At 34.3% G+C, this 25,102-nt stretch carries 7 protein-coding genes; 1 reads left to right on the top strand and 6 read right to left on the bottom strand.

Features of this window, described 5'->3' with window-relative positions; genetic code table 11:
* Nucleotides 1–46: 46 nt before the first annotated feature.
* The 3 genes from ACKGJY_RS03325 to ACKGJY_RS03315 all read right to left on the bottom strand — a co-directional run bounded on the left by ACKGJY_RS03325 (nucleotide 47) and on the right by ACKGJY_RS03315 (nucleotide 18,969).
* Nucleotides 47–3,241 carry a LamG-like jellyroll fold domain-containing protein gene (locus ACKGJY_RS03325; RefSeq protein WP_413972424.1) on the bottom strand — a complete coding sequence of 1,065 codons (3,195 nt, stop codon included), beginning with the start codon at nucleotides 3,239–3,241 and terminating at the stop codon, nucleotides 47–49.
* Nucleotides 3,242–3,306: 65 nt separating this feature from the next.
* On the bottom strand, nucleotides 3,307–10,296 hold the full coding sequence (locus ACKGJY_RS03320; protein WP_413972423.1) for a choice-of-anchor D domain-containing protein: 6,990 nt from the start codon (nucleotides 10,294–10,296) through the stop codon (nucleotides 3,307–3,309).
* A 216-nt stretch (nucleotides 10,297–10,512) separates the two neighbouring features.
* Complete coding sequence (locus ACKGJY_RS03315) at nucleotides 10,513–18,969, bottom strand: M14 family zinc carboxypeptidase (protein WP_413972422.1); 8,457 nt, start codon at nucleotides 18,967–18,969, stop codon at nucleotides 10,513–10,515.
* A 525-nt stretch (nucleotides 18,970–19,494) separates the two neighbouring features.
* On the opposite strand from ACKGJY_RS03315, the gene ACKGJY_RS03310 reads away from it, so the two are divergent.
* Nucleotides 19,495–20,466: a type I phosphomannose isomerase catalytic subunit gene (locus ACKGJY_RS03310; RefSeq protein WP_413972421.1), complete on the top strand. Its 972-nt coding sequence runs from the start codon at nucleotides 19,495–19,497 to the stop codon at nucleotides 20,464–20,466.
* Nucleotides 20,467–20,594: 128 nt separating this feature from the next.
* Here the strand turns inward: ACKGJY_RS03310 and ACKGJY_RS03305 are convergent, their stop codons facing one another.
* The 3 genes from ACKGJY_RS03305 to ACKGJY_RS03295 form a co-directional block, all read right to left on the bottom strand.
* Entirely contained in the window at nucleotides 20,595–23,168 is a 2,574-nt protein-coding gene (locus ACKGJY_RS03305; RefSeq protein ID WP_413972420.1) for a zinc-dependent metalloprotease, read from the bottom strand.
* A gap of 206 nt (nucleotides 23,169–23,374) precedes the next feature.
* Nucleotides 23,375–24,409, bottom strand: a complete 1,035-nt coding sequence (locus tag ACKGJY_RS03300) for a ThuA domain-containing protein (protein ID WP_413972419.1) — start codon at nucleotides 24,407–24,409, stop codon at nucleotides 23,375–23,377.
* A 118-nt stretch (nucleotides 24,410–24,527) separates the two neighbouring features.
* Nucleotides 24,528–25,022, bottom strand: coding sequence for a hypothetical protein (locus ACKGJY_RS03295; protein ID WP_413972418.1), 495 nt, complete (start codon nucleotides 25,020–25,022; stop codon nucleotides 24,528–24,530).
* Between the last annotated feature and the right edge of the window lie 80 nt (nucleotides 25,023–25,102).

The raw sequence follows: 25,102 nt of genomic DNA, 5'->3' as shown, positions 1-25,102 counted from the left end.
CTTGAAATAGTAGATTTGCGATATTTTAACTAATTCAAATAACTAACTATTGTATGGATACTTTTTTTGATATTTTTCCTGAGTCTGTTTCAATATTCAAAATATAATTACCTGCTATGTTTTTAGGTACTCTGTATTCTAAATGACTTTTATTGGAGTTTGTATTTATATTGAATAATGCTTGCCCTAAAATATTAAACATTTCTACAGATTTAATAGCCTTTAAACTTGTATTATCAATAACTATACTTTGTTTTTCGTTTGAGTAATATACGTCGATATCATTTTCAGGTTTAAACGTTTCAGCACTTAATGTTTGCGCTTTAGAAAAAGCGATTTCAAATCTATCTAGATGAGACCCTGCCTCTAAAAAGGTTTCATATTTAGCCCTTTTTAAATCATGATATAAGTTAAGTTCTTTATCGTGTAAGTATATATCAAAATCTTCAGTTATATTTTCTATTTCATCTACAGTAATACTATTTAAACCAGCATTATCTGTATGGATGCCTAATGGAATAATAGTTTCCTTTGTTATTTCATTAATACCTTGAATTAAAAACTTCTGGTTATTAATCATCCAATACATATCATCAATTTGTGTATCAATATATTTAGAATCGTAACCCCAATCTATTCCAGTGGTCGCATTTTTATCCGCAGTAATAAGTAGTTGTCTCCTTATTTTGTTAACAGAATTAAAACCTATTCTAAGTTTCATTCTAGAATCTACAGTTTCGGTTTCACCCTTTCTATGTAATGTATTGTTTTTATATTGATTTGTGTTTTTTGTGAAAGAAACACGCTGTTTATTATTAAAATTAATAGTACCATCGGCCTCTGAAGTTATATAGAAACCTTGGCCTACTGGAATGTATCTTGAAGGAATATCAACAGAACTTCCTCCAGTAAAAACTTTTGGATTATTATAGCCTTGAGAAGCTGCTGGTACACTACCAGAAAGCGAAAATGTAGCGTAGCCTCCTTGATAATCATTAGCTATGTGAGAACCGCCGCCCCAATGTTTCCAAAAATATAATGCGCCATTTGTTGTACCTAAACCTGATGCTTTACCTTTGTTATCTAAAAGAAATTGAACGGCATCAATAGCAGATGGGTAGGGGTTACCTACTAAATAATCGTTTCCTGCATTTACAGCTAAACTTATAGTGCCGTTATTAGGTTTTCCTTTTAATGTATAGTTTTGTGTAGCATCACTATTACCTGTTCCTGGTCCTTTCATAGTAAAGCCTTCTCCAGGTAAAATTTCGCCAATACTTCTAACATGTTGCCACGATGCATAATCATCACTAAGTTTATTACTAAATTTCCATATCCAGTAATCTGCAATACCTAATGGAATTTCAGATCCGTCATAACCACTTGTTATAAACTTTACATCTGAAAAAACATCCATAACTGTATACTTCCCGTTATTCATATTTCTATCTGAGTTATTAACTGGAGAAGACCAATAATTGTAAGTATATTTATCTGCAGTACCAGCAATATCTTTTTCTAAAACACCATAACTTGCTGCGTCTAAACTACTATACTCTGTTTGTATAAGTTGCGCATCACCTTTTAACTTAAGCTTACCGTTTAGTTTTAAATACAACGTGTTTTTTAATGCAGAATTATTTATTAGAGTTAGTGTTTTTCCTTCTTCTATTAATAAACCAACTGTACTAATATTAGTAGCAAGTTCTATATTTCCTAACACCCTTACAATAGCATGTTTTGGTGTTTTATTGTGTATATTCCAAACATCATCATGTAACCAACTATCAGCGTCTTGCCAATTACCTGTAGTGGTTGAGCTAGTTATATAAGGTAGTGGCGCGGTATAATCTTGAAATGAATTTGCATCCATGTTATGTAATAAACCATTCCGATTATTATTAGAACTATCAAGTGTATACCCCGTATTTTCAGCTTCCATTTGATAGTATAGTAATAGGTTATCCCATGATAAATCTCCAATGTGCTTAGGAATTACGGATCCTTTTACTTTATTATCATCCTTTTCTATTTTTTGATTTATTTGAGTGTGTATTTCAGAGATATTTAAGGCTTTTTTGTAAACTCTAACCTCGTTTATAGATCCTCTAAAATAATTATTCTGATTATAAGCATCTCTACCTATTTCAAAATTGTAATTATTATTCCATTCGGGTGTATTATTAGTAGAGGTATTAATTATGGTTTTGTCATTAAAACTCCAAATATTTTCTCCATTTAAATATAAGTTTAATGTTCCAGAATTACCGTTATATACCGTAGCTATGTGTTGCCATATATTTTTGGTTATACTAGCTGTATTTAAGTTAGGTGAAATAATATCTAAACCTGTGTTTGTTTTTAAAAATACTTTTAAATTTTGATTAACATCTGTGTAGAGTTTAAAGTTTGGCTGTCCCATAATTTCACCACTATTCGATTCATTATCGATTTTAATCCAAGACATCATAGTAAGCTCGCTTTCTCCTCCTAGAAATGCTTTTGTACTTACATAATCATTCACACCATCAAAATCTAAATTTTGTGGTGTACAAAAATTAAAGTTACCTATTCCTGTTGCATGCGGACTTTCAAATTCACAATCGTCACAATCTTCCCAAAGAATAGTTATACTAGTTACTAAATTATCATCTGAAAAATTAACACCAACTATTGGATTTTCACCAGGAGTTACGTTAGAAACTGCATTAACAATACCAGTTGCATTATCTGCTACATAAGTTGGTTTAGTCGAATTTTTAAATTGGGGATAAATGATTTCACCATTCGTGTTTGTTCCGGTTATCGTGTATTTGTCACCATTACCCGCGTGTACGTTTACATGATGAATATCAAAAGACATGGCATATATGGGTTTGCTAAATGTAATGGTACACGTAATACCTTCTTTTGTAAAACCATTAGTTAATAAGTCTAGACCCTTATATAAATAACTAGATTTTGTGCCTACTTTTGGAGTTTGTCCTGCCCAGAAACCAAATGAGTTAGTTTCTCCAGAGAATGATATTGTAATATTAACATCAGAGTTATCTACATTTTTATAGGTGTTGGACAATGAACCTGTAGACCAACCATACTCGTTAGATGCTTCTGGAAAAGTAGACCAATTTAAAGCGTAATTATTCCCACATTCTGGTATTGTATGAAGTTGGGCAAAGGTTTTTGACGAATATAAAAATAGAGAGATGATCATCAAAAGTTTAATAGCAATATGCTTCATAATTGTATTTTTAGATTTGGACTAAAATTGGTTTCGGTAAAAAAAAGTGTGTTACTATAAACTTGTTATTCTATACTAATTTTATGAGATATCGACGTATTATTATCTAAGGATAATTTGACTAAATATACTCCAGTAGAAAAATAGTCTATTTTGTGTTTAACGATATCAGCATTAGTAGTTTCATCAAAGCTTTTTAAAGACTGCCCTAGTAAATTGAAAATTTCTATCTTTATTATAGAACGCTCATTTGGGTTTTTAACGACTAAGCTTTCTTCATCATTATAGAATTCAATTTGTAAATCTTTTAAATTGAGATCATTGGTATTTAAAAGCGCGTTACTGCTAAAGGTAACTTCAAATCTATCATTGTAAATTCCAGGTTGTAAATTGATTGTAAAATCATTTTGTTTTAAATCGTGATACATATTTGAAGACTTGTCATGTAGATATATGTTTGTTGTATTATCGATATTTATTAGCTCATTAATTCTTATGGTGGCATTTCCTGCTTTTGCAATTTTAAGTTCTAGAGGTAAAATTTTATCGTTTTCAAAATTATCTATAGCTTGTATTACAAGAGGTGTATTGCTTAAATCCCAATACATGTCTTCATTACCTTTATCTAGCATTATAGCATCATAACCCATATCATAATTAATAGAAGCATTTGCATCTGCACCAACAAGTAATTCGCGATGATATCCATCAGGAGAATCAAACATAAATCTTATTTTTTGTCTTGAATCAACAGCACTAGAAGCGTTGTTTTTTCCTGTATGTTTTGAATTATTATTTTTTAAGAATATCGATCCTGTATTACTACCAGAAACAATTTCTTTTTGAAAAATTCTTTGGCTATTTTTTATAAGGACGTTTCCTCCTACAATAGGTTGCGTTAACCCTGTTAATCCAGGATCGTTTACTGCAGATACAAAAAAGCCTTGACCTACAGGAATGTAACGTTCTGGTCGTTTCGTCCCGAATGTGTAAGTAGCATTTATTCTTGTATCTGTAGATTGCGCTACAGTACCTCCCATTAAGTTGTAAACGGCATACCCACCTTCATAGCTTGCTATATTATGTGTGTTATCTGAGAAATGATCCCAGAAGTATAGTGCGCCATTAATAACATTTCCTGATGGGTTTCTACCACCAGCACCAACTTCAAGATTACTCAAGTTATCTCTAATAAATTCATCAGCATCAATAGCCGAAGGATATGGGTTACCTATTAAGTAATCATTATCTACAGTTATTGGTAAGCTAAAATCTCCATTATTAGGTTGCCCTAAAAACTCATAGTTTTGATCTGGAGTTGCTACGCCAGGGCCTTTCATGGTAAATCCTTCACCAACTGCAATTGCTGTGGTACTTCTGGTATGTTGCCATTGCGAATAATCATCATTAGGTAAATTGGCATAAGTCCAAATCCAATAATCAGCATTTTGTACTGATGGTGATGCAGTACCGTTAAATCCAGAGGTTAAAAAGCCAACATTGTTAAATATGTTTGAAACCATATAATCAGCATTACTAGTAGTTGATACAGGAGAACTCCAATAATTATAAATGTATGTACTTGCAACACCTTGTTGGTCTCGCTCTAGAGTTCCAGTACTACTAGTATCAAAATCACTTTGGTCTGATTGTACTAATTGAGATTCACCTTCTAAATCGATAGTGCCATCTAGTTTTAAATAATGAGAAACTGTTAAGCCTATTCCTGTATTTGCTGCAGTATCTCCATTTACTTGAAGGTCTCCACTATTTATTATTAATGCTTCTACAGCACAGTCTCTACTTCTTACTGCGGTTGGAGATGCCCCTAAGTAAATGTTGTGATTCATTTCAACAATATTCCAATCAATTGGTGTAGTACCATCAACTATTGATAAAGCATTTGGTAGTGGCTGTACGGTATTATTTAACCAAGTAGCGTCTGCATCCCAAGAACCAGCAGCTTGTGTTTGATAGGGCAAAGGTGCTGTTTGAAAATCTACAGTATCTAAGTTTCTTAACGCACCTTGGTTATTATTACCAGACATGTCGTTTGTGTTGGTATATGTATATATAGACATAGGATAATAACCAGCTAAATCTGTCCATGGTATAGTACTTATTTCATTATTAGAAATTGTAGTTGGAATAACGTAACCTTCAATTAGCGGTAGCGGATTTAAACCAGTAGTAATACTTTTATCTACTAATTCCTGATTCATTATATAGCGTAACTGACCTACGGTAAGCGCTCTATCCCATACACGAACTTCATCAATGTTTCCTGCAAAATAATCAGTTGTATCAGGATCAAAACCATCAGCTGCTGCAATTAAAAATTTTCTTGATGTTGCAGTAGGTGAAGGTAACGTAGCAAAATTATCTGCAACACCATCAATATATAAAGTAGCTGTTCCACCGCTGTATATCACAGCTACCTGATGCCATTCTTCACTCGGTATTTGTATGGATGATGTAACTATACCTGCACCACCATTTAAAGAAAAACTTAAACGTTGATTGGATAATATTCTCAAATCGTAGCCTTCCGTATTAGCAGCATCTCGTTTAGAAACTATTGATACATTTGTACTCCCCGCGTCTCTCTTAATCCATGCTGATATAGTAAATTCCGTAGGGTTTAAATCTAAATTATCCTCAACATCAATATAATCAATTACTCCATCAAAATAAACTGAACGCTCTCTTATAACTTGAGGTGCATATCCGAAAGTAATATATTTAGTGGCATTAAAGTTATAATCTGCCTCTAAATTTCCGCTTCCATCGGGTGTCATAACTCTATAGTCAGCTGTTGGATCAAAAACTGCTGTATCAGATATAAACATTAGGAAACTACCTGGTGGTGTTATGTTTCGTACAGCGTTTTCAGGAATTCTCACTTTACATGATGGTATGTCTCCACCAGTTTCAACAACCTTCCAAATGCGTTGCATGCCAACAAAACTAACAGGTGTACTTAAGCCTCCAATACCAGCACTCATATCCACAGCAATAGTTGAAGCTGTTAAGCTTAAATCTGCACCGTTATCACCCCACATCAAGAATTCTCTATCATTAAAGTTTGTTGGATTACTTGTTATGTTATCATTATTTGTATCATAGATATCAGATAATCCAATGGTTAAGATACCTTCAATCGGTCCTGTACCATCAACTTCATCATTAATACTACTAGACTGTTTTTGAGTTAATTCTGAAGCGTCGTCTCTACCAATACCAGCAACATTATGATTATAACCAGTATTTGCACTAGTATCCCAAATTACATTGTTTTGAGAATCAATATAATCCTTATCGTTTAGTATTACAGCTGTAGTACTAGCTGTATCATGTAATGTAATACCATATTTTAAACATAAAGCTGATAAAATTTTATGTTGATTTAATGATGAATTGGCTACAGAATAACTTAATACTTCCGCTATTTTTCCGTCGTAGAATGTGTCAAAAGGGTGTCCATTTATAGAAATTCGCCCGCTACCTAAGCAAAAATATGAGTTTATAAACTCAGAAAAAGGTAACGTTTCAAAGCTACTTGAAGTTTCTCCAGTTGCATTATCAATTCTAATACCATTTTTATAAATTTCTGTTGATGTATTTGTTGGGTTAGTTTTAATGTTAAATACAATAACTTCATTATCATAAGTATCAGTAGCACTAGAATAGGTTCTGCCATAAGAATCACCAGGTGCAACTCCCGCGGTTAAGGCACCTGGTACAGTACTAACCATATGGTTTACCATAGAATTGTAGTTAGTAAATCGTTGAGAACCAGCACCAAAATATATACCACTTCCGTCACTATGCATAGTTTCTATGGCATGTCTTCCAGAAAGAGGCGATTCTGTGCTACCCAAAGCATCATCAATTATACCATCTGGTTGCACAACAATAAAATATTCTTTGGCATAATATCCACCCTTACCTTTCATAACATCTTGGTTAGCTTTTACAAAATCTATGTAAGGGTTAAAATTTATGTTATTAGCTGCACTATTGTAAAAAACAGGGCTAGTTGTGGTTACACTAATGGCATCGTTATCTTGAGCTTGGTCTGTCCATGTTGCAATATCTGCACCATTAGCCACAACGCCAATTGCAGTATCGGCTTTTAACCATAATTTTAAATTATTAGTTACACCACCTGGAGCAAATGTTGGGTCTGCTAATGGGGTATATGGGTCTCCTTGAATAAATACATTATCAAAATTAAATCCATCACCATTTGCAGTTTGAGATGCAAAACGTATTCTAAATTGCACTGTGGCAACATTATCAAGAGAGGAAGGTAAATTAATACTAGCTTGTTCTGACAAATTTCGTATCGGTGTGAATGATTCTGAACTGTTGTTTCCACTCCAGCCATTTACAGCACCTAATGCATTTACACTTGCTGAATTGTACCATTGTGTACCATCTCCCATTGCCCCTAATGTTGTCCAAGTAGATCCATTAGTTGAGTATTCTATTAATGCACCATCATTAATATCTGTATTATAACGTACATCTATACTAAATTTTAAATTGAAGAAACCAGTTAAGTCTATTATAGGACTTGTAATATAAGTATCAGTATTAGTTAAATAATTATTGTAATTATCAGTATACCAGTAATTAGCTTCACAAATATCAGTAGTATTTGTACCATAAGACCACGTAGAGCCAGAACCAGCATTACTCATTGTCCACCCTCCATCGTTATTATCAAAATTTTCATAATAAATAGTGTATGTTGGTGGACCACTTATTCCAACACCTTGAATATTGAATGTATATGGATTTTCGTCTACATCATTACTCGCTACGCTAACAGTAGCAGTTCTTAAACCAAGAGCACTTGGATCAAAAGTTATTTCAAAAGAAGTACTGCTATTAGCAGTAATAGTAGATGTTGGGATTGCTGTTATCGAAAAATCCCCGGAGTGTGTTCCGCTTATACTAACAAAAGGAGATGCTCCTGTTAAATTTAAATTAGTTACAGTACCTAAGTTTTGTATCGTAAAAGTACGTATTATATTACCACTTGTTGCTAAAATACTACCGAAATCAGTATCATCAGTAGAAGAAGGAGTGGTATCACCATTGACAATATCTGTGCCGTTACCTTGAATATTAATTTCTTGAATTGTTGTTGTACCAGTACCTTCAATATTAAAAGTGTATGGGTTTTCGTCGGCATCATCATTGGCTATTGATACAGTAGCTGTTCTTACACCAGTAGCACTAGGGTCAAAAGTTATAGTAAATGTTGTTGTATTATTTGCAGCGACTGGAGTTATTGCGTTTGCTGTAACTGTAAAATCTGCGGCATGAGTCCCAGTAATATCAACAATAGGTGCCCCAGTTAAGTTAAGTGGTACTGCACTTATGTTTTCAATAGTAAATGTATTTGAGTTTGAACCAGCAGTTACGTTTACATTGCCAAAATCAGTATCATCTGTTATATCTGGTGTAGTATCACCATTAATAATAGTTGTACTATTACCTGTTATGTTTATTTCAGGTAAAATGGAGCTATCGTCAGTAAGTGAAATATCATCTATTGCCATATCACTTCTAAAATTAGAGCCTGTAATTCCTTGAAGTCTTAATTTAATGGTTTGTCCAACATAAGTTGCTAAATTTAATGATACTGGAATCCAAGCATCTCCGTTTGTAGTTTGTTGTTGCCCACTTATTGTAAAAAGATTCGTTGTATATGTTATACCACCATCTGTACTTACGTCTATATTTAAAGTTCCCATGTCTATACCAAACATATGGTAACTGAAATTAAATTCAGGGTTTGATAGTCCAGTAAGATTAAAACAAGGGCTTTCTAAATTACTAGTATTATTAAAGTTAGATGTTGCTTCAGTGTAAATATATTGTGTGCCTTCACTAGCTATATTTGGGCCTGTTCCTGTAGAACCAGTACCGCCAGTATTTACTATCCAATCAAAATCATCTGTAGTATCTTGAGTCCACGCACCAACAGTTCCAGATTCAAAACCTTCAGTATATGGGAAACTGCTCACTACAGATCCACAAGAATCAATTCCATTACCTTGAATATTAAAAGTGTATGGGTTTTCATCTGCATCATTATTAGCTATTGATACCGTTGCAGTTCTTAAGCCAGTAGCACTAGGATTAAAAGTAATTGTAAATGTTGTAGAATTACCAGCAGCTATTGGAGTTGTTGCGTTTGCTGTAACTGTAAAATCTGCTGCATGTGTTCCAGTAATGTTAATAATTGGCGCTCCTGTTAAATCAAGTGGAACAAAACCTGTATTTTCAATGGTAAATATATTAGCATTTGTTCCAATCGAGATATCCACATCACCAAAATTTGTATCATCACTTATATTTGGTGTTATGTCTCCATTAACAATAGATGCGCTATTACCTGTTATATTCATTTCAGGTTCTGTACTAGAGCTAACACTAAGGTTAATATTATCAATTGCCATATCACTTCCCCAACCGATACCAGTGCTACCAGTATTTCCATTAAATCTTAATGCTACAGTCGATCCTGCGTAACTTGATAAATCTACATTAGCATTAATGTAACCAGAGTTTTGACTTGCTTGTTGATTTCCTGTCCGTGTCCATATAGTGGTTGGAAATGTTGCTCCATTATCGGTACTCACTTGTACATTAAGAGTGCCCATATCTCCTCCGAACATATGATAATCAAAAGTTAATGTAGCGCCAGAAGCGCTTGATAAATCGAAGCAGGGACTATCGAAATTAGTAAAATTATTTGGAAAACCTACACCAGATGTAGATGCCTCAACATACATATAGTTTGTAGTACCAACTCCTATTGTAGTGGGGCCGGTGTTATTGGATGGAGTACCTCCGTTATCTCTTGTCCAGTTACCGTCATCAGCAGCAGCTTGCGACCACTGACCAATACCAGCTTCAAAATCTTCCGTATAAGGAAAAGTTGTAATTGTGACGCCGCATTGCGAAGATAGTTTTGAGGAAAGTAATATGCTACTTAAAAGCATAAAAAACCTTAGTAGAAAAGTAATTTTTTTCATAAGAGGTTAAATTTTAGTTGGGGACTAATTCTTTAAGCCTCAAATGTACAGTATAACTCTATGAAATACAAAAATAATCGATGAAATACATTTTTTAATATTAAAAGACTTACAATGAGTTATTTGTAATACTATAATTATGAAAATATATTTTTCTGATATTAAAAAAAACAGGTTGGATTATTAATAATCCAACCTGTTTTTAAATTATTTTAATTAAAATTTTACTAATTGTTTTAACGTTGAAAACCCAGTTTCTGCATTAATAATTTTAATTATATAAGGTGCTTGGTCTAGTTTATCAAGGCCATTCACTCGTATTCTTTTATTAATACTTGAATATTTTCTGTCAATCACTAATCTACCATTCATGTCGAATATTTGGATGCTAAACTCAACATTATTATAACTTAATGGTAAATTGATATTGATATTACTACCGAATGGATTAGGTGTTACAGATATATTTTTGAACTCTAATTTATCTCTGTCCAATGTAGTTTGGTCAGTACCATTACAGTCTTGATCAATACCATCATTTGTGATTTCAGGAGCACCAGGATATATTGTATCGTCATTGTCATTACAATCATCCACCGTTTGTTCTGTTGTAGAATACCTTGCACCAGGTGATGTACATTGTGTTACTGATGTTGTACTTCCGAAGAAGGTATCATTATCGTTATCCACACCAACATACCAGATGGTATTTGGGTTGATGGTATCGTCATTGTCGTTACAATCATCTACCGTTTGTTCTGTTGTAGAATAGCCTGCACCAGGTGATGTACACTGTGTTACTGATGTTGTACTTCCGAAGAAGGTATCATTATCGTTATCTACACCAACATACCAGATGGTATTTGGGTTGATGGTATCGTCATTGTCATTACAATCATCTACCGTTTGTTCCGTGGTAGAATACCCTGCACCAGGAGATGTACACTGTGTTACTGATGTTGTACTTCCAAAGAAGGTATCATTATCGTTATCTACACCAACATACCAGATGGTATTTGGGTTGATGGTATCGTCATTGTCATTACAATCATCTACCGTTTGTTCTGTTGTAGAATACCCTGCACCAGGAGATGTACACTGTGTTACTGATGTTGTACTTCCGAAGAAGGTATCATTATCGTTATCTACACCAACATACCAGATGGTATCAGGGTTGATGGTATCATCGTTGTCGTTACAATCATCTACAGTTTGTTCCGTGGTAGAATATTCCGCACCAGGAGATGTACACTGTGTTACTGACGTTGTACTTCCGAAGAAGGTATCATTATCAGTATCCACACCAACGTACCAGATGGTATTTGGGTTGATGGTATCATCGTTATCATTACAATCAGGAGTTGCAGGTTCTATGGTAGAATATCCTGCACCAGGCGATGTACATTGTGTTACAGATGTCGTACTTCCGAAGAAGGTATCATTATCGTTATCCACACCAACATACCAAATCGTGTTAGGGTTGATGGTATCGTCGTTGTCGTTACAATCAGGAGTAGCAGGTTCTGTTGTAGAATACCCTGCACCAGGTGATGTACATTGTGTTACTGATGTTGTACTTCCAAAGAAGGTATCATTATCGTTATCCACACCAACATACCAAATCGTGTTAGGGTTGATGGTATCATCGTTGTCGTTACAATCATCTACCGTTTGTTCTGTTGTAGAATAGCCTGCACCAGGTGATGTACACTGTGTTACTGATGTTGTACTTCCGAAGAAGGTGTCATTATCGTTATCTACACCAACATACCAGATGGTATTTGGGTTGATGGTATCGTCGTTGTCGTTACAATCAGGAGTTGCAGGTTCTGTCGTAGAATAGCCTGCACCAGGTGATGTACATTGTATTACTGATGTTGTACTTCCAAAGAAGGTATCATTATCGTTATCCACACCAACATACCAGATGGTATCAGGATTGATGGTATCGTCGTTATCGTTACAATCATCTACAGTTTGTTCTGTTGTAGAATAGCCTGCACCAGGTGATGTACATTGTGTTACTGATGTTGTACTTCCGAAGAAAGTATCATTATCATTATCCACACCCACATACCAGATGGTATCAGGGTTGATGGTATCATCGTTATCGTTACAATCAGGAGTTGCAGGTTCTGTTGTAGAATATCCCGCACCAGGTGATGTACATTGTGTTACTGATGTTGTACTTCCGAAGAAAGTATCATTATCATTATCCACACCCACATACCAGATGGTATCAGGGTTGATGGTATCATCGTTATCGTTACAATCATCTACAGTTTGTTCTGTTGTAGAATAGCTTGCACCAGGCGATGTACATTGTGTTACTGATGTTGTACTTCCGAAGAAGGTATCATTATCATTATCCACACCCACATACCAGATGGTATTTGGGTTGATGGTATCGTCGTTATCGTTACAATCATCTACAGTTTGTTCTGTCGTAGAATACCCCGAACCAGGTGATGTACATTGTGTTACAGACGTTGTACTTCCGAAGAAGGTATCATTATCATTATCTACACCAACATACCAGATGGTATCAGGGTTGATGGTATCATCGTTATCGTTACAATCATCTACCGTTTGTTCTGTTGTTGAATATCCCGCACCAGGTGATGTACATTGTGTTACTGATGTTGTACTTCCGAAGAAGGTGTCATTATCGTTATCCACACCAACATACCAGATGGTATTTGGATTGATGGTATCATCGTTATCGTTACAATCATCTACCGTTTGTTCCGTGGTAGAATAACCCGCACCAGGTGATGTACACTGTGTTACAGATGTTGTACTTCCGAAGAAGGTGTCATTATCGTTATCCACACCAACATACCAGATGGTATTTGGGTTGATGGTATCATCATTATCGTTACAATCATCTACCGTTTGTTCTGTTGTAGAATAACCTGCACCAGGTGATGTACACTGTGTTACTGATGTTGTACTTCCGAAGAAGGTATCATTATCAGTATCCACACCAACATACCAGATGGTATTTGGGTTGATGGTATCGTCGTTATCGTTACAATCATCTACAGTTTGTTCTGTCGTAGAATACCCCGAACCAGGTGATGTACATTGTGTTACAGACGTTGTACTTCCGAAGAAGGTATCATTATCATTATCTACACCAACATACCAGATGGTATCAGGGTTGATGGTATCATCGTTATCGTTACAATCATCTACAGTTTGTTCTGTTGTAGAATACCCCACACCAGGTGATGTACACTGCGTTACAGATGTTGTGCTTCCGAAGAAGGTATCATTATCATTATCCACACCAACATACCAGATGGTATTTGGGTTGATGGTATCGTCGTTATCGTTACAATCATCTACAGTTTGTTCTGTCGTAGAATACCCCGAACCAGGTGATGTACATTGTGTTACAGATGTTGTACTTCCGAAGAAGGTATCATTATCGTTATCCACACCCACATACCAGATGGTATTTGGGTTGATGGTATCGTCGTTATCGTTACAATCATCTACCGTTTGTTCCGTGGTAGAATAGCCTGCACCAGGTGATGTACACTGTGTTACTGATGTTGTACTTCCGAAGAAGGTATCATTATCATTATCCACACCAACATACCAGATGGTATTTGGGTTGATGGTATCGTCGTTATCGTTACAATCAGGAGTTGCAGGTTCTGTTGTAGAATACTCCGCACCAGGTGATGTACACTGCGTTACTGATGTTGTACTTCCGAAGAAGGTATCATTATCATTATCCACACCAACATACCAGATGGTATTAGGGTTGATGGTATCATCGTTATCGTTACAATCAGGAGTTGCAGGTTCTGTTGTAGAATACCCCACACCAGGTGATGTACACTGCGTTACAGATGTTGTGCTTCCGAAGAAGGTATCATTATCGTTATCCACACCAACATACCAGATGGTATTTGGATTGATGGTATCATCGTTATCGTTACAATCATCTACCGTTTGTTCTGTGGTAGAATATTCCGCACCAGGCGATGTACATTGTGTTACTGATGTTGTACTTCCGAAGAAGGTATCATTATCATTATCCACACCCACATACCAGATGGTATTTGGGTTGATGGTATCGTCGTTATCGTTACAATCATCTACAGTTTGTTCTGTGGTAGAATAGCCTGCACCAGGTGATGTACATTGTGTTACTGATGTTGTACTTCCAAAGAAGGTATCATTATCGTTATCCACACCCACATACCAGATGGTATTTGGGTTGATGGTATCGTCGTTATCGTTACAATCATCTACAGTTTGTTCTGTTGTAGAATAGCTTGCACCAGGCGATGTACATTGTGTTACTGATGTTGTACTTCCGAAGAAGGTATCATTATCGTTATCCACACCCACATACCAGATGGTATTTGGGTTGATGGTATCGTCGTTATCGTTACAATCATCTACAGTTTGTTCTGTTGTAGAATACCCCACACCAGGTGATGTACACTGCGTTACAGATGTTGTGCTTCCGAAGAAGGTATCATTATCATTATCCACACCAACATACCAGATGGTATTTGGGTTGATGGTATCGTCGTTATCGTTACAATCATCTACAGTTTGTTCTGTCGTAGAATACCCCGAACCAGGTGATGTACATTGTGTTACAGACGTTGTACTTCCGAAGAAGGTATCATTATCATTATCTACACCAACATACCAGATGGTATCAGGGTTGATGGTATCATCGTTATCGTTACAATCATCTACAGTTTGTTCTGTTGTTGAATATCCCGCACCAGGTGATGTACATTGTGTTACTGATGTTGTACTTCCAAAGAAGGTATCATTATCGTTATCCACACCAACATACCAGATGGTATCAGGATTGATGGTATCGTCGTTATCGTTACAATCATCTACAGTTTGTTCTGTTGTAGAATAGCCTGCACCAGGTGATGTACATTGTGTTACTGATGTTGTACTTCCGAAGAAAGTATCATTATCATTATCTACACCAACATACCAGATGGTATCAGGGTTGATGGTATCATCGTTATCGTTACAATCATCTACCGTTTGTTCTGTTGTTGAATAGCCCGAACCAGGTGATGTACATTGTGTTACAGATGTTGTACTTCCGAAGAAGGTATCATTATCATTATCCACACCAACATACCAAATCGTGTTAGGGTTGATGGTATCGTCGTTGTCGTTACAATCAGGAGTAGCAGGTTCTGTTGTAGAATACCCTGCACCAGGAGATGTACACTGTGTTACTGATGTCGTACTTCCGAAGAAGGTATCATTATCGTTATCCACACCAACATACCAGATGGTATCAGGGTTGATGGTATCGTCATTGTCATTACAATCTGTATTGTCTACAACATAACCTGCAGGTTGAGTAACAGAAACTTGACTTACATTAGGATCTCCAAAATTATCAGAATCACTATCTGCGTACCATGTAGTGCTTGTAGCGTCATCTGCTGTTAAGTTAATATTGTCTATGGCAATATCACTTGACCAGCCATTAGTTGGATCTGAGCCTGTAATAGCATTAAACCTAAGTTTTATAGTTTGATCTTTATATGCACTTAAATCAACGGTGTTTTGATTCCAAACGTCACCTAAATTAGAGTTATACTCATCTAAATTAGTATATGAAGTACCGTTATCTGTACTGATTTGTAATCTTAAAGAACCAATAAATTGTCCATACATGTGATAGCTATATGAAAGCAGAATATTATCTTTTCCTGAGAAATCGAAACAAGGACTATCAAAGTTGGCTTCCATACTAGGAAAACCAGCACCATTACCTGAAGCTTCGGTATACATATAAAAAGTATCTCCATCACCGGAACTTGGTCCAGTATTATTTGAAGCTGTTCCTCCGCTATCTCTAGTCCAATTTATATCATCATCAGTAGGTTGTACCCATAGCCCTTCTCCAGTTTCAAAATTTTCAGTATAAGGAAAAGAATCAACAAGCGTCCCTGTACATGAAGTGCCTGTAAAGTTAACTGATGCGGAAAAGCTAGAAGTAGAAGTAGTACATCGTGTTGCTATTTGAGCTTCATAATCTGTCCCATTTGTTAAACCACTTATTGTATAATTATTAGTTGAAATATCTGTAATTGTTGTCCAAGATGGTGCTCCTATTTCTCGATATCTTACATCATAGGTTGCTGATGGTACAACATCCCAACTCAATATTCCAGACAAAGCTGTTGTTGATGTATCAACAGTTAGATTGGTTGGAGTCAGAGTATCATCACAAGGAATAGGGAAATTTGTAATTTTAAAATCATCAAAAATAAAGCCATCAAAAGTTGTGGTTAAATCATCTTCTCTATTAGTATCATCCGTTTTAAATCGGAACCTGAATTGAACATTACTTTGTCCAAATAGAAAACTATTGTCTTCATTATTTATCAGAATTTCTTCCATTACCCACTTGTCCATACTATCACCATCGTATACAATACTACCATTTGAAGATTGATGTTCAGCTAATTCATTAGGTGATCCGTTCCCATAAATAGCTCTAGAGTCGTCTATTTTCGAGATATGAAAATTAGTTAAAACTGTTGCAGCGGGTTTATTATATCTTCCACATAGTGCCGTCCAACTACTACCGCCATTAGTACTAGCTTCCAATTGAACCATATCAAAATTTCTTTCTAAATCCCATTTAGCATAAAATTGCACTACGGATTGAGAAGAAGAAGATAAATCTATAGTTGAGTTTAATGTTATAGTTTTATTTTCGTTGTTTGAGTAAGATCCTGATGGAGAATCTGTTATCGCTGTATTACCGATATAAGCATCTGTTGTAGTTCCCCAAGTTCCTCCAGAGGTGGTCCAATTTGAGGTGTCTGAGTCATTATCTTGAAACAAAATAGATGGTTGATAATATTTGATATAATTAGCACGATAAATAATAAAATCGTCATTACTTAGTGTGACTTGAAATTCTATTTCATCATTAGGTTGGATGCCCGCATCTAAAACATAGGGAATATTTAAATCTCTTTGTTCAAGTTTAGTCCAACCTGTTTGTACAGAAGGAGAGGTCATTGATGTAATGTTTGCAGAAACAGGAGTCACTGTAAGCGTAATATCGTCATAGGTTTTACCTAGATATTCTACTCCGAAAGTTAGATTTCCAGAAGCTGAAGTAATATCAGTAGTATTAAAATCATGTAATTTTGCATATTTCCCAGAGTATATTACAGAAAGAAAGTTCATTCTAACAGCACGTCTTGCTATTTCTGTAATTAATGGAATAGATGGCCAAAAATCATCACCATTTTCAGGAGCAAACGCTAAAACATCTTTACCAGAACCAGAACTAGTTTGTCCGCCAGAGCTTACTGCTGGTCCACCAAGCATCCAATCATTAATATCACCGTTAGCTTCGTAAAGTGTATTTGGTGCAGAACCAAAAATATAACGATTATATTGGGTTAAATCGTGACAAATTTTAGCATATTCATCTTCTCTTCCAGAATCTGTTGCACCAGCATCACCATTATATGATGATGTAACAATAGAATTTAAGCCACCATGATGATTTACCGACACCTTTATATCATGCGCAGTAATAAATTCTTGAACGATTTGTGTTTCAGGTTCAGAACCTGCTGAAGGGCCTCTATAAGTATTACTACCAGTTGCTGGAGAAGATCCAGCGTCATCCCAACCCCAATAATAATTAAAATTTCTATTTAAATCTACACCCCTAACATTATTATTTGAGTTTGTAGTTCCATTATCAGCAACACCTGGTCTTAAATTTTTACGTTGTAAGCCTCCACCAGAAGGCGCGATAACTTCATTCCATCTGTAGCCATCAGGATTACTTATGGGCATAATATAAATCTGTTGATTATCTACAATGTTTTTTATAAACGGATCTGTATTGTAGTTTTCAAGAATGTACCACATGAAGTAAAAAGTGTTCATAACACTACTAATTTCTCGGGCATGCATCGCACCTGTAATTAATGTTTCGGGTTCATTAGGCTCATCTATATCAGGATTGTCTGAGATTCTAACATAAAATACTTCTTGTCCTGCCCAGGTTGTTCCACCTGTAGTGTTTCCATGAGTTTTTGTATTAGAAGTCGATGCATCGGTTCTTACAGAAATAAGGTTGGGGTACATACTACGCATTAAATCAAGTTCTGCATATGCTTCACTTAATGTAAAGGCACCTCCCATACTACCTAATTTGAAATTTACAGGAGCAGTCCAATCTATTTCGCTACACTCATCATGTTGGGTAGGATTGTTAATAGGAGCATTTTTTAGACTTAGTGTTTTGTTAGCACTCCGTTTTGCTCTGTTTTGTCTAGTTATACTTTGCTCTTGTCTTAAATTAGCTTTTGCTATTGGTAATTCAATTTCAAATTTATTTTTGTAGTAAGCTGTTAAGTCGTCAACAAGTATATTATAATTGACGTTATTATTTTTTAGAAGTTGTAATTCTGCGAAGCTAAGCTCCATTTGTAGGTTATTGTTAACATATTTTGGCCCACAAGACAGATCGATTCCTGCATTTTGTATACTTTGCAAAGTAAGTACAGAAGGATTAGGAATAGCAATTCTCTTAGGTGTGTTTTTTTCAACTTGAGAGAAAGCACTGCTAATACATAAATTGAAAATTAAAAGTATTACAATTTTTAGGTAGGTAGTTTTGTTCATTAGATTAGGGGTTAATGAATTAAAGACGCTAATATATAAGTTCTGAAGGGGATAATCCATGAAAAGCAAAATAAATCGACAAAAAGCATATACTCATAAGTTTATTATTACTATTATTGTAATAATTGTTGTATATTCTATTTTGTTTGTAAGTTAAATACTAAAAAATTGTTTTTTAGTTAAACTATAATTAAACGAAATAGTATTTAAGAGATAATGTGAAGCCATTTAATTATTAGTAATTATTTATGTAAGTGTGTTTGGCTCGTATTGATATATTTACAAGAGTAATTAAGTTATTAAAAATTAAAGCTTATACTGAAATTTAAAAAAAGTAAACTGTTAAAATTTTTTTAATACTATATTCTGGCATTCACAAAAACTGGTATTAAAAGAATTCATCAAATTATAAGTAAAATTTTTATAATATTTATAAAAGTCACAAGAATACCTAGTATAAGTTTGTGAAAACTTTTTTTTTTAATAATATTATGATAATATTTTTTAAACCCTAAAAAAAATAATATGAATTTATATCCCTTAAAGTTTAAGCCCCTTTACAAATACAGAATTTGGGGAGGAAATAAATTAAAAACGGTATTGGATAAAGACTATACTGATGAGAGCATTGGAGAATCTTGGGAGATTTCTGATGTTGAAGGTGATGAAACTCTTGTTGCAGAAGGCCCACTTAAAAATGAAAGTTTAAAAACACTAATAGCCAAATATAAAGGTGATATTGTAGGCAATAAAGTTTATAACACATTTGCCGACAAATTCCCATTACTTATAAAATTTATTGATGCAAAAACACCTTTGTCAATTCAAGTACATCCAAGTAATGAGATAGCAAAACAGCGTCATAATTCTTTTGGAAAAAATGAAATGTGGTATGTTATGGAAGCTGATGAAGATGCAGAATTAATTGTTGGTTTTGATAAAAAAATTACTCAAATTGAATATAAAAAGCATTTAGAAAACAATACTATTTTAGATGTAATGCATCATGAAATTGTAGAAAAGGGAGACACATTTTATATACCAACAGGTAGAGTACATGCTATTGGAGCGGGAGTTTTATTGGCTGAAATTCAACAAACATCAGATATTACCTATAGAATTTATGATTATGATAGAGTAGATGCAAAAACAGGGACTAAACGAGATTTACATAACGATTTAGCCATTGATGTTATTGATTATGAAGTGCATGATGCATACAAAACTAAATATGAACACCATATTAATGTGTCTAATACATTAGTACATTCACCATATTTTAAAACTAATATTATAGCCTTAGAAGGTAAGTTAGAAAAAGACTACACTAATATAGATTCATTTATTATTTACATGTGTGTTGAAGGTGAAGCTAATTTTATGTGTAACGGTGAAAATTACCAAATTAAGTATGGTGAAACGTTTTTAATTCCAGCTAACCTAAACCATATACATCTAGAATCTGCGGGTGCTAAAATTTTAGAGGCTTTTTATTAATAATATCAGGCTCTTTTAGTCTTTAATTAATTTTAGCTTAATTATATATAAAAGTTTAATAATACTTTTAGTAGAAATAAAAAGTGCGCCACATGGCGCACTTTTTTATTTGTAATTTTAAAATTTATTTATTTTATTTCTTTCAAACCATTATCAATTAAAGTTCTTAAGTGCTCTTTGTGCGCTCTAGATGCAATATTTCCAGAAGGGGCAGCCATTGTTTTAATTCGTTTTAAATTATATAGCGCCATAGACTTAGCATTGTGAGTATATCTAGAACTTATTTTACCCGTTAATATATCAAGTAGCATCTCGGTATATTCTAATTGTAAGTTTTGTCTAAAAGAATTTATGCTACCATAAATATCTGTTTTAAATATAGCATTATTTAAATCGGTCATCATTGATGATAACTTATAAGTGTTTCCATATAATTCAGAATCTTTTATTCTCTGTAAAGTGTTATAATGTAACAAATGACTTAAAACACGTTTTTGAAAACCTAATACTTGATTATGAATTTTTGGGTCTTCTGGAGATCTAAAGTTAAAACCTCTACGTTGGCTTGCTAAATAATTATACAATTCATTAGGAGCATCAAATGCATCGGCTGCAAAAACATATTTACTTAACGCATTCATTGCTTTTTTTTGATCCTCAAGACTAACTGGAGTGTAAGGTTGTGTAGCTCCATTTTGTCCCACTGCCGCTCTGTCTACATATACACCCCCAATAAATCTTGAAATTGTATTTGCAGCACTTCCTTTTTGACCAGTTAAGATGAAATATACACGTTTTAGTTCTTCATAAAAATCACCTTCTTTTAAGAAATTTGTTTTCGCATTTTTCAAAAGATTATCAGATAATTCCATCCTATCAATAGACCATTCTATTTGCTCATTAGATTGATCTGATACGTTAACTCTAGGGTCAATTGCTTTACCTGGGCTTCGCATATCGTCTGCATCATTTCCAAAAATATGTTCTGGTTTTGTAGACTCATTTAGTAATGCTTGCCTTTCATTTTCACTGGCAAATGGCTGGTAACCAAGTTTTACCGCCCAAATATCATAAGGCCCTACAGCTACATCATCGTATTGTCCTTGTTTGCTTCTGTCTTTAGTAATATTTAAAGCTGCATAGTCCATAACAGAAGCTGTTAAACATTTTCCTCTAATAAAATCTGCATCGTTTAATTGTGCTCTAGAGAAAAGCTGACTCGCTTTCATATTATGATTTAAACCTAATGTATGGCCTACTTCGTGCATAATTAAAGCCAACATAGATTCTTTTTTAATACGTTCCATCTCCAAATCTGATGCTCCAGTAGCAGATACAACAGCATTAGCAAACATCAATTCTTTGTGCATTTCATGACCAAGGCTACAATAGTTAACATCTGGGTTTAACTCTTTATTAGCAGCAGTATTGTAAATTTTATCATAAAGTACTCTGTTTGTAAAATGTACATACTCTAGCATAATATCTGCACCTATAATTTGTCCGGTTCTTGGGTTTACAAAACTAGGACCGTAGCCTCCAAAAGGAGGTCTTGGTGAAGATGTCCAACGTAATACATTATATCTAATATCACCAGCATCCCAATCTGCATCATCAGGTTGTACTTTTACAACCATAGCATTTTTAAAACCTGCTTTTTCAAAGGCGGTATTCCATTGTAAAACACCTTCTTTAATGGTTTCTCTCCATTCGTGAGGTGTTGTATTTTCAATCCACCAAGTTATGGGTTCTACAGGTTCAGATAATTCAGCATCGGTGTCTTTTTTCTTAAGATGCCATCTATGTATTAAATCTCTATAGGGTGATGTGCTAGTACTGGTTTGGTCTTCTACTTGTCTTGTAAAATACCCAACTCTTGGATCGTCGAATCTAACCTGATAATCGTTTTCTGGCATTGCTATTAAGCTATGATTCATTTTTATACTAACGTTTCTCCCATCAGTAACAGCAGAAGATCCACGATTTAATATAGAAGACTTAGAGTATACATACTCTGCTGTAATATTTAAATTATCGGGGTAATTTTTAATAGTATTTATTTTTGTTTTATTCTTATCTAAATTACCTAGAGAGAAAGATGTTGGAGAACTCCCCGGAAATCTAGGTGGTTTTATTTGACCAAATGTTTCTTTTAAAAATAAATCGCTAGCTTTTATAAGGTATAATCCTTTTTTAGCGTCATGAGCTTCAATTTTTAAACTTGCTAAATTAGCATTTGAGATGTTTGCATCTTTAGCTTTAGAAAGTGGACTTTCAGGATCGAAGTAAAACGAAGTATTCTGCTTTATAAACTCAATTTTATTAAAATGTTTTGTAATCTTTATAACCTGTGTTGGGTTATAAGCACCTCTAAATCTACCTGCTTCTAGTACACCATCTGCTACCTGCGCAAAATGAATAAATTCCTGCCCTATATTTTCATCAGAAATTAGCATTTGTAGTGCTCCAGTAATTGTATCTTGATACATAGTAAATAGACCATCTATCTTTTTGCTAGACTTAGTTAAAGCAGCGATAGTTTTTTTCTTTGAAGGTCTTTTTAATGGAGTAGTTGCTTCTGTTTTGTGTTTCTTTTTTTTATTTTTTTTCTTGTTTTGAGCATCACTATTTAGGGGCGTCATGAAGGTAACCACCAAAAGCATAAAAGTAGCTATGGTTTGCCAGATAGAGTTTCTTTTCATATGGTGTGTAGAATTTTAAATTAGCGAAACAAATTTATGTATTAAATGTATCTTAATTTCAATCTAAAATGTTAAATGACGTTAAATTGAATAGAAATGTATAAAAAAGACTTTAAAATTGATTTTTATCATTTAAAATCGATTTTATTGTTTCAATTTATAATTAAATAGCAAAATAGCCTCATTAAAGACGATATCTCAAATAATTATTCACTTTTTTTCCAAGGTCTTGAGCTTACTGTTTCAGTATTTGGAAAGTCATCAGGCACGTTTTGAGTCACTTTACCTGTAGCGGCCCACTCAGCACCTCGTTGTAATGTTGTAATAAACCCAACAGACTCCATAGAATAATCCATATGGCCGAGTGTGGAATGAAATACTCTCCCTTTACCGTAGGCAATTGTCATTAATATCGGTTCGTGTCGTTGCGTTCGTTTTTCGCCATACGCGCCACTAGAAAATGCAGTTGCTAAAACCGTTAAGTTTTTAGCAGGACCTCGTAAACGCTCATAAAGTTCGTCTTTGCCATGAAACCATTCCATTGGTAAACCTTTCATTATAGGGTGCTCAGGTTCACGAGTTTTAATAATAAAGTTGTGTTGTGCGCCATGTGATGCACAAACACCATCAGAGGTGTCTTTAATTAATTCGTTCTCTGCATTATAGTATATATAAGGACCAGATGCTTTAGTTCTGCCGCCCCAGCCACCAAGACCTATCATCTCATTGTATGCATCCCAATCTCCCCAAGCATTATTTGCTGCATGTACTGTAACCAAGCCACCACCATTTTTTATGTAATTTTCAAAATTTGTTTTAGTAGCTTCTGGCCAATCAGAAGATTTCCAACCTAAATTACTGATAACTACATTATATTTACTAAAGTCTGGATTAAAATCTGGATCAAATCTTGTAGAGTCTAAAACAATTCTATCAACACCATCTTCTAATGGATAAATATTGATAAGCTCTTGAATATCATTAGTTTCCTTTACTTCGTTATGGTGTGGCCCAATCCAATTGAATTTTTTTCGAGCAATATCAACAGAAAATAATCCTGTTTGCTCTAAATAATCCTTCATCATAAATGTGCTTTTTGGCCAAATACCATGACTGTTTTCACCATCAATAATTAGTGCTTTAAGTTTAGCAGGTTCTTCAGTTTGTGTTCGGTCATTTTTTTTACAACTAAGTATTAATAGAATCAGAAAGCTAAAAACAGTAAGGTGACTAAATTTCATGGTAAGAATTTAAAATTATAAGGTGTTAAGATATAAACTTATTACAGCTATTCAAAAACTAATTATAATCAAAAAAAGCACCATAAGGTGCTTTTGTATAATATAATAACTAATTAGATTAAAACCGGTAACGGATACCCAAAGCGATATCAAAATCTAAATCGTTGTTGTCAAGGGCATCATTTCCAAACCCAATTTCTGGTCTAAAGTCGAGCGATAGTTGCAGTGGGATATCAAAATTATATTCAATACCAACATTACCAGCAGCAAAAATAAAAGTATCTCCATTATCAAAGCCTTGCGGTACTCTATTAAAATCGTAAGATGCCAAACCACCACCAGCGCCAGCGTACCAATTAAAATCTCCATCTAACTGCCATACCCATTGGTATAAGGCTGCAAGTTTAAATCCATCAAAATTATTACCAGATCTAATACCTAAGTCTAATTCTAGCCTATTATTTTCCTTAAGAGCACGTTGGTAAGATACTTCTGCTCCAAAACCATCACTATCTCCAAGACGCAGACCTATAGCATTATTTGATATGTCTTGTGCATTTGATGAGAACGCAAAACCCAATACAACAATAATTAATACGATTAATTTTTTCATAAGTTTTTAGTTTTTAATTTGATTAATGATATACGATCAATTTAGAAAAAAAGACCATGTTTATTATTCTAGATAACTTT

The sequence above is a fragment of the Hyunsoonleella sp. 2307UL5-6 genome, assembly GCF_047345485.1.
GTDB lineage: Bacteria > Bacteroidota > Bacteroidia > Flavobacteriales > Flavobacteriaceae > Jejuia.
The sequence above is the reverse complement of the archived record's forward strand: the minus strand, read 5'-3'. Positions and strand labels throughout refer to the sequence as shown.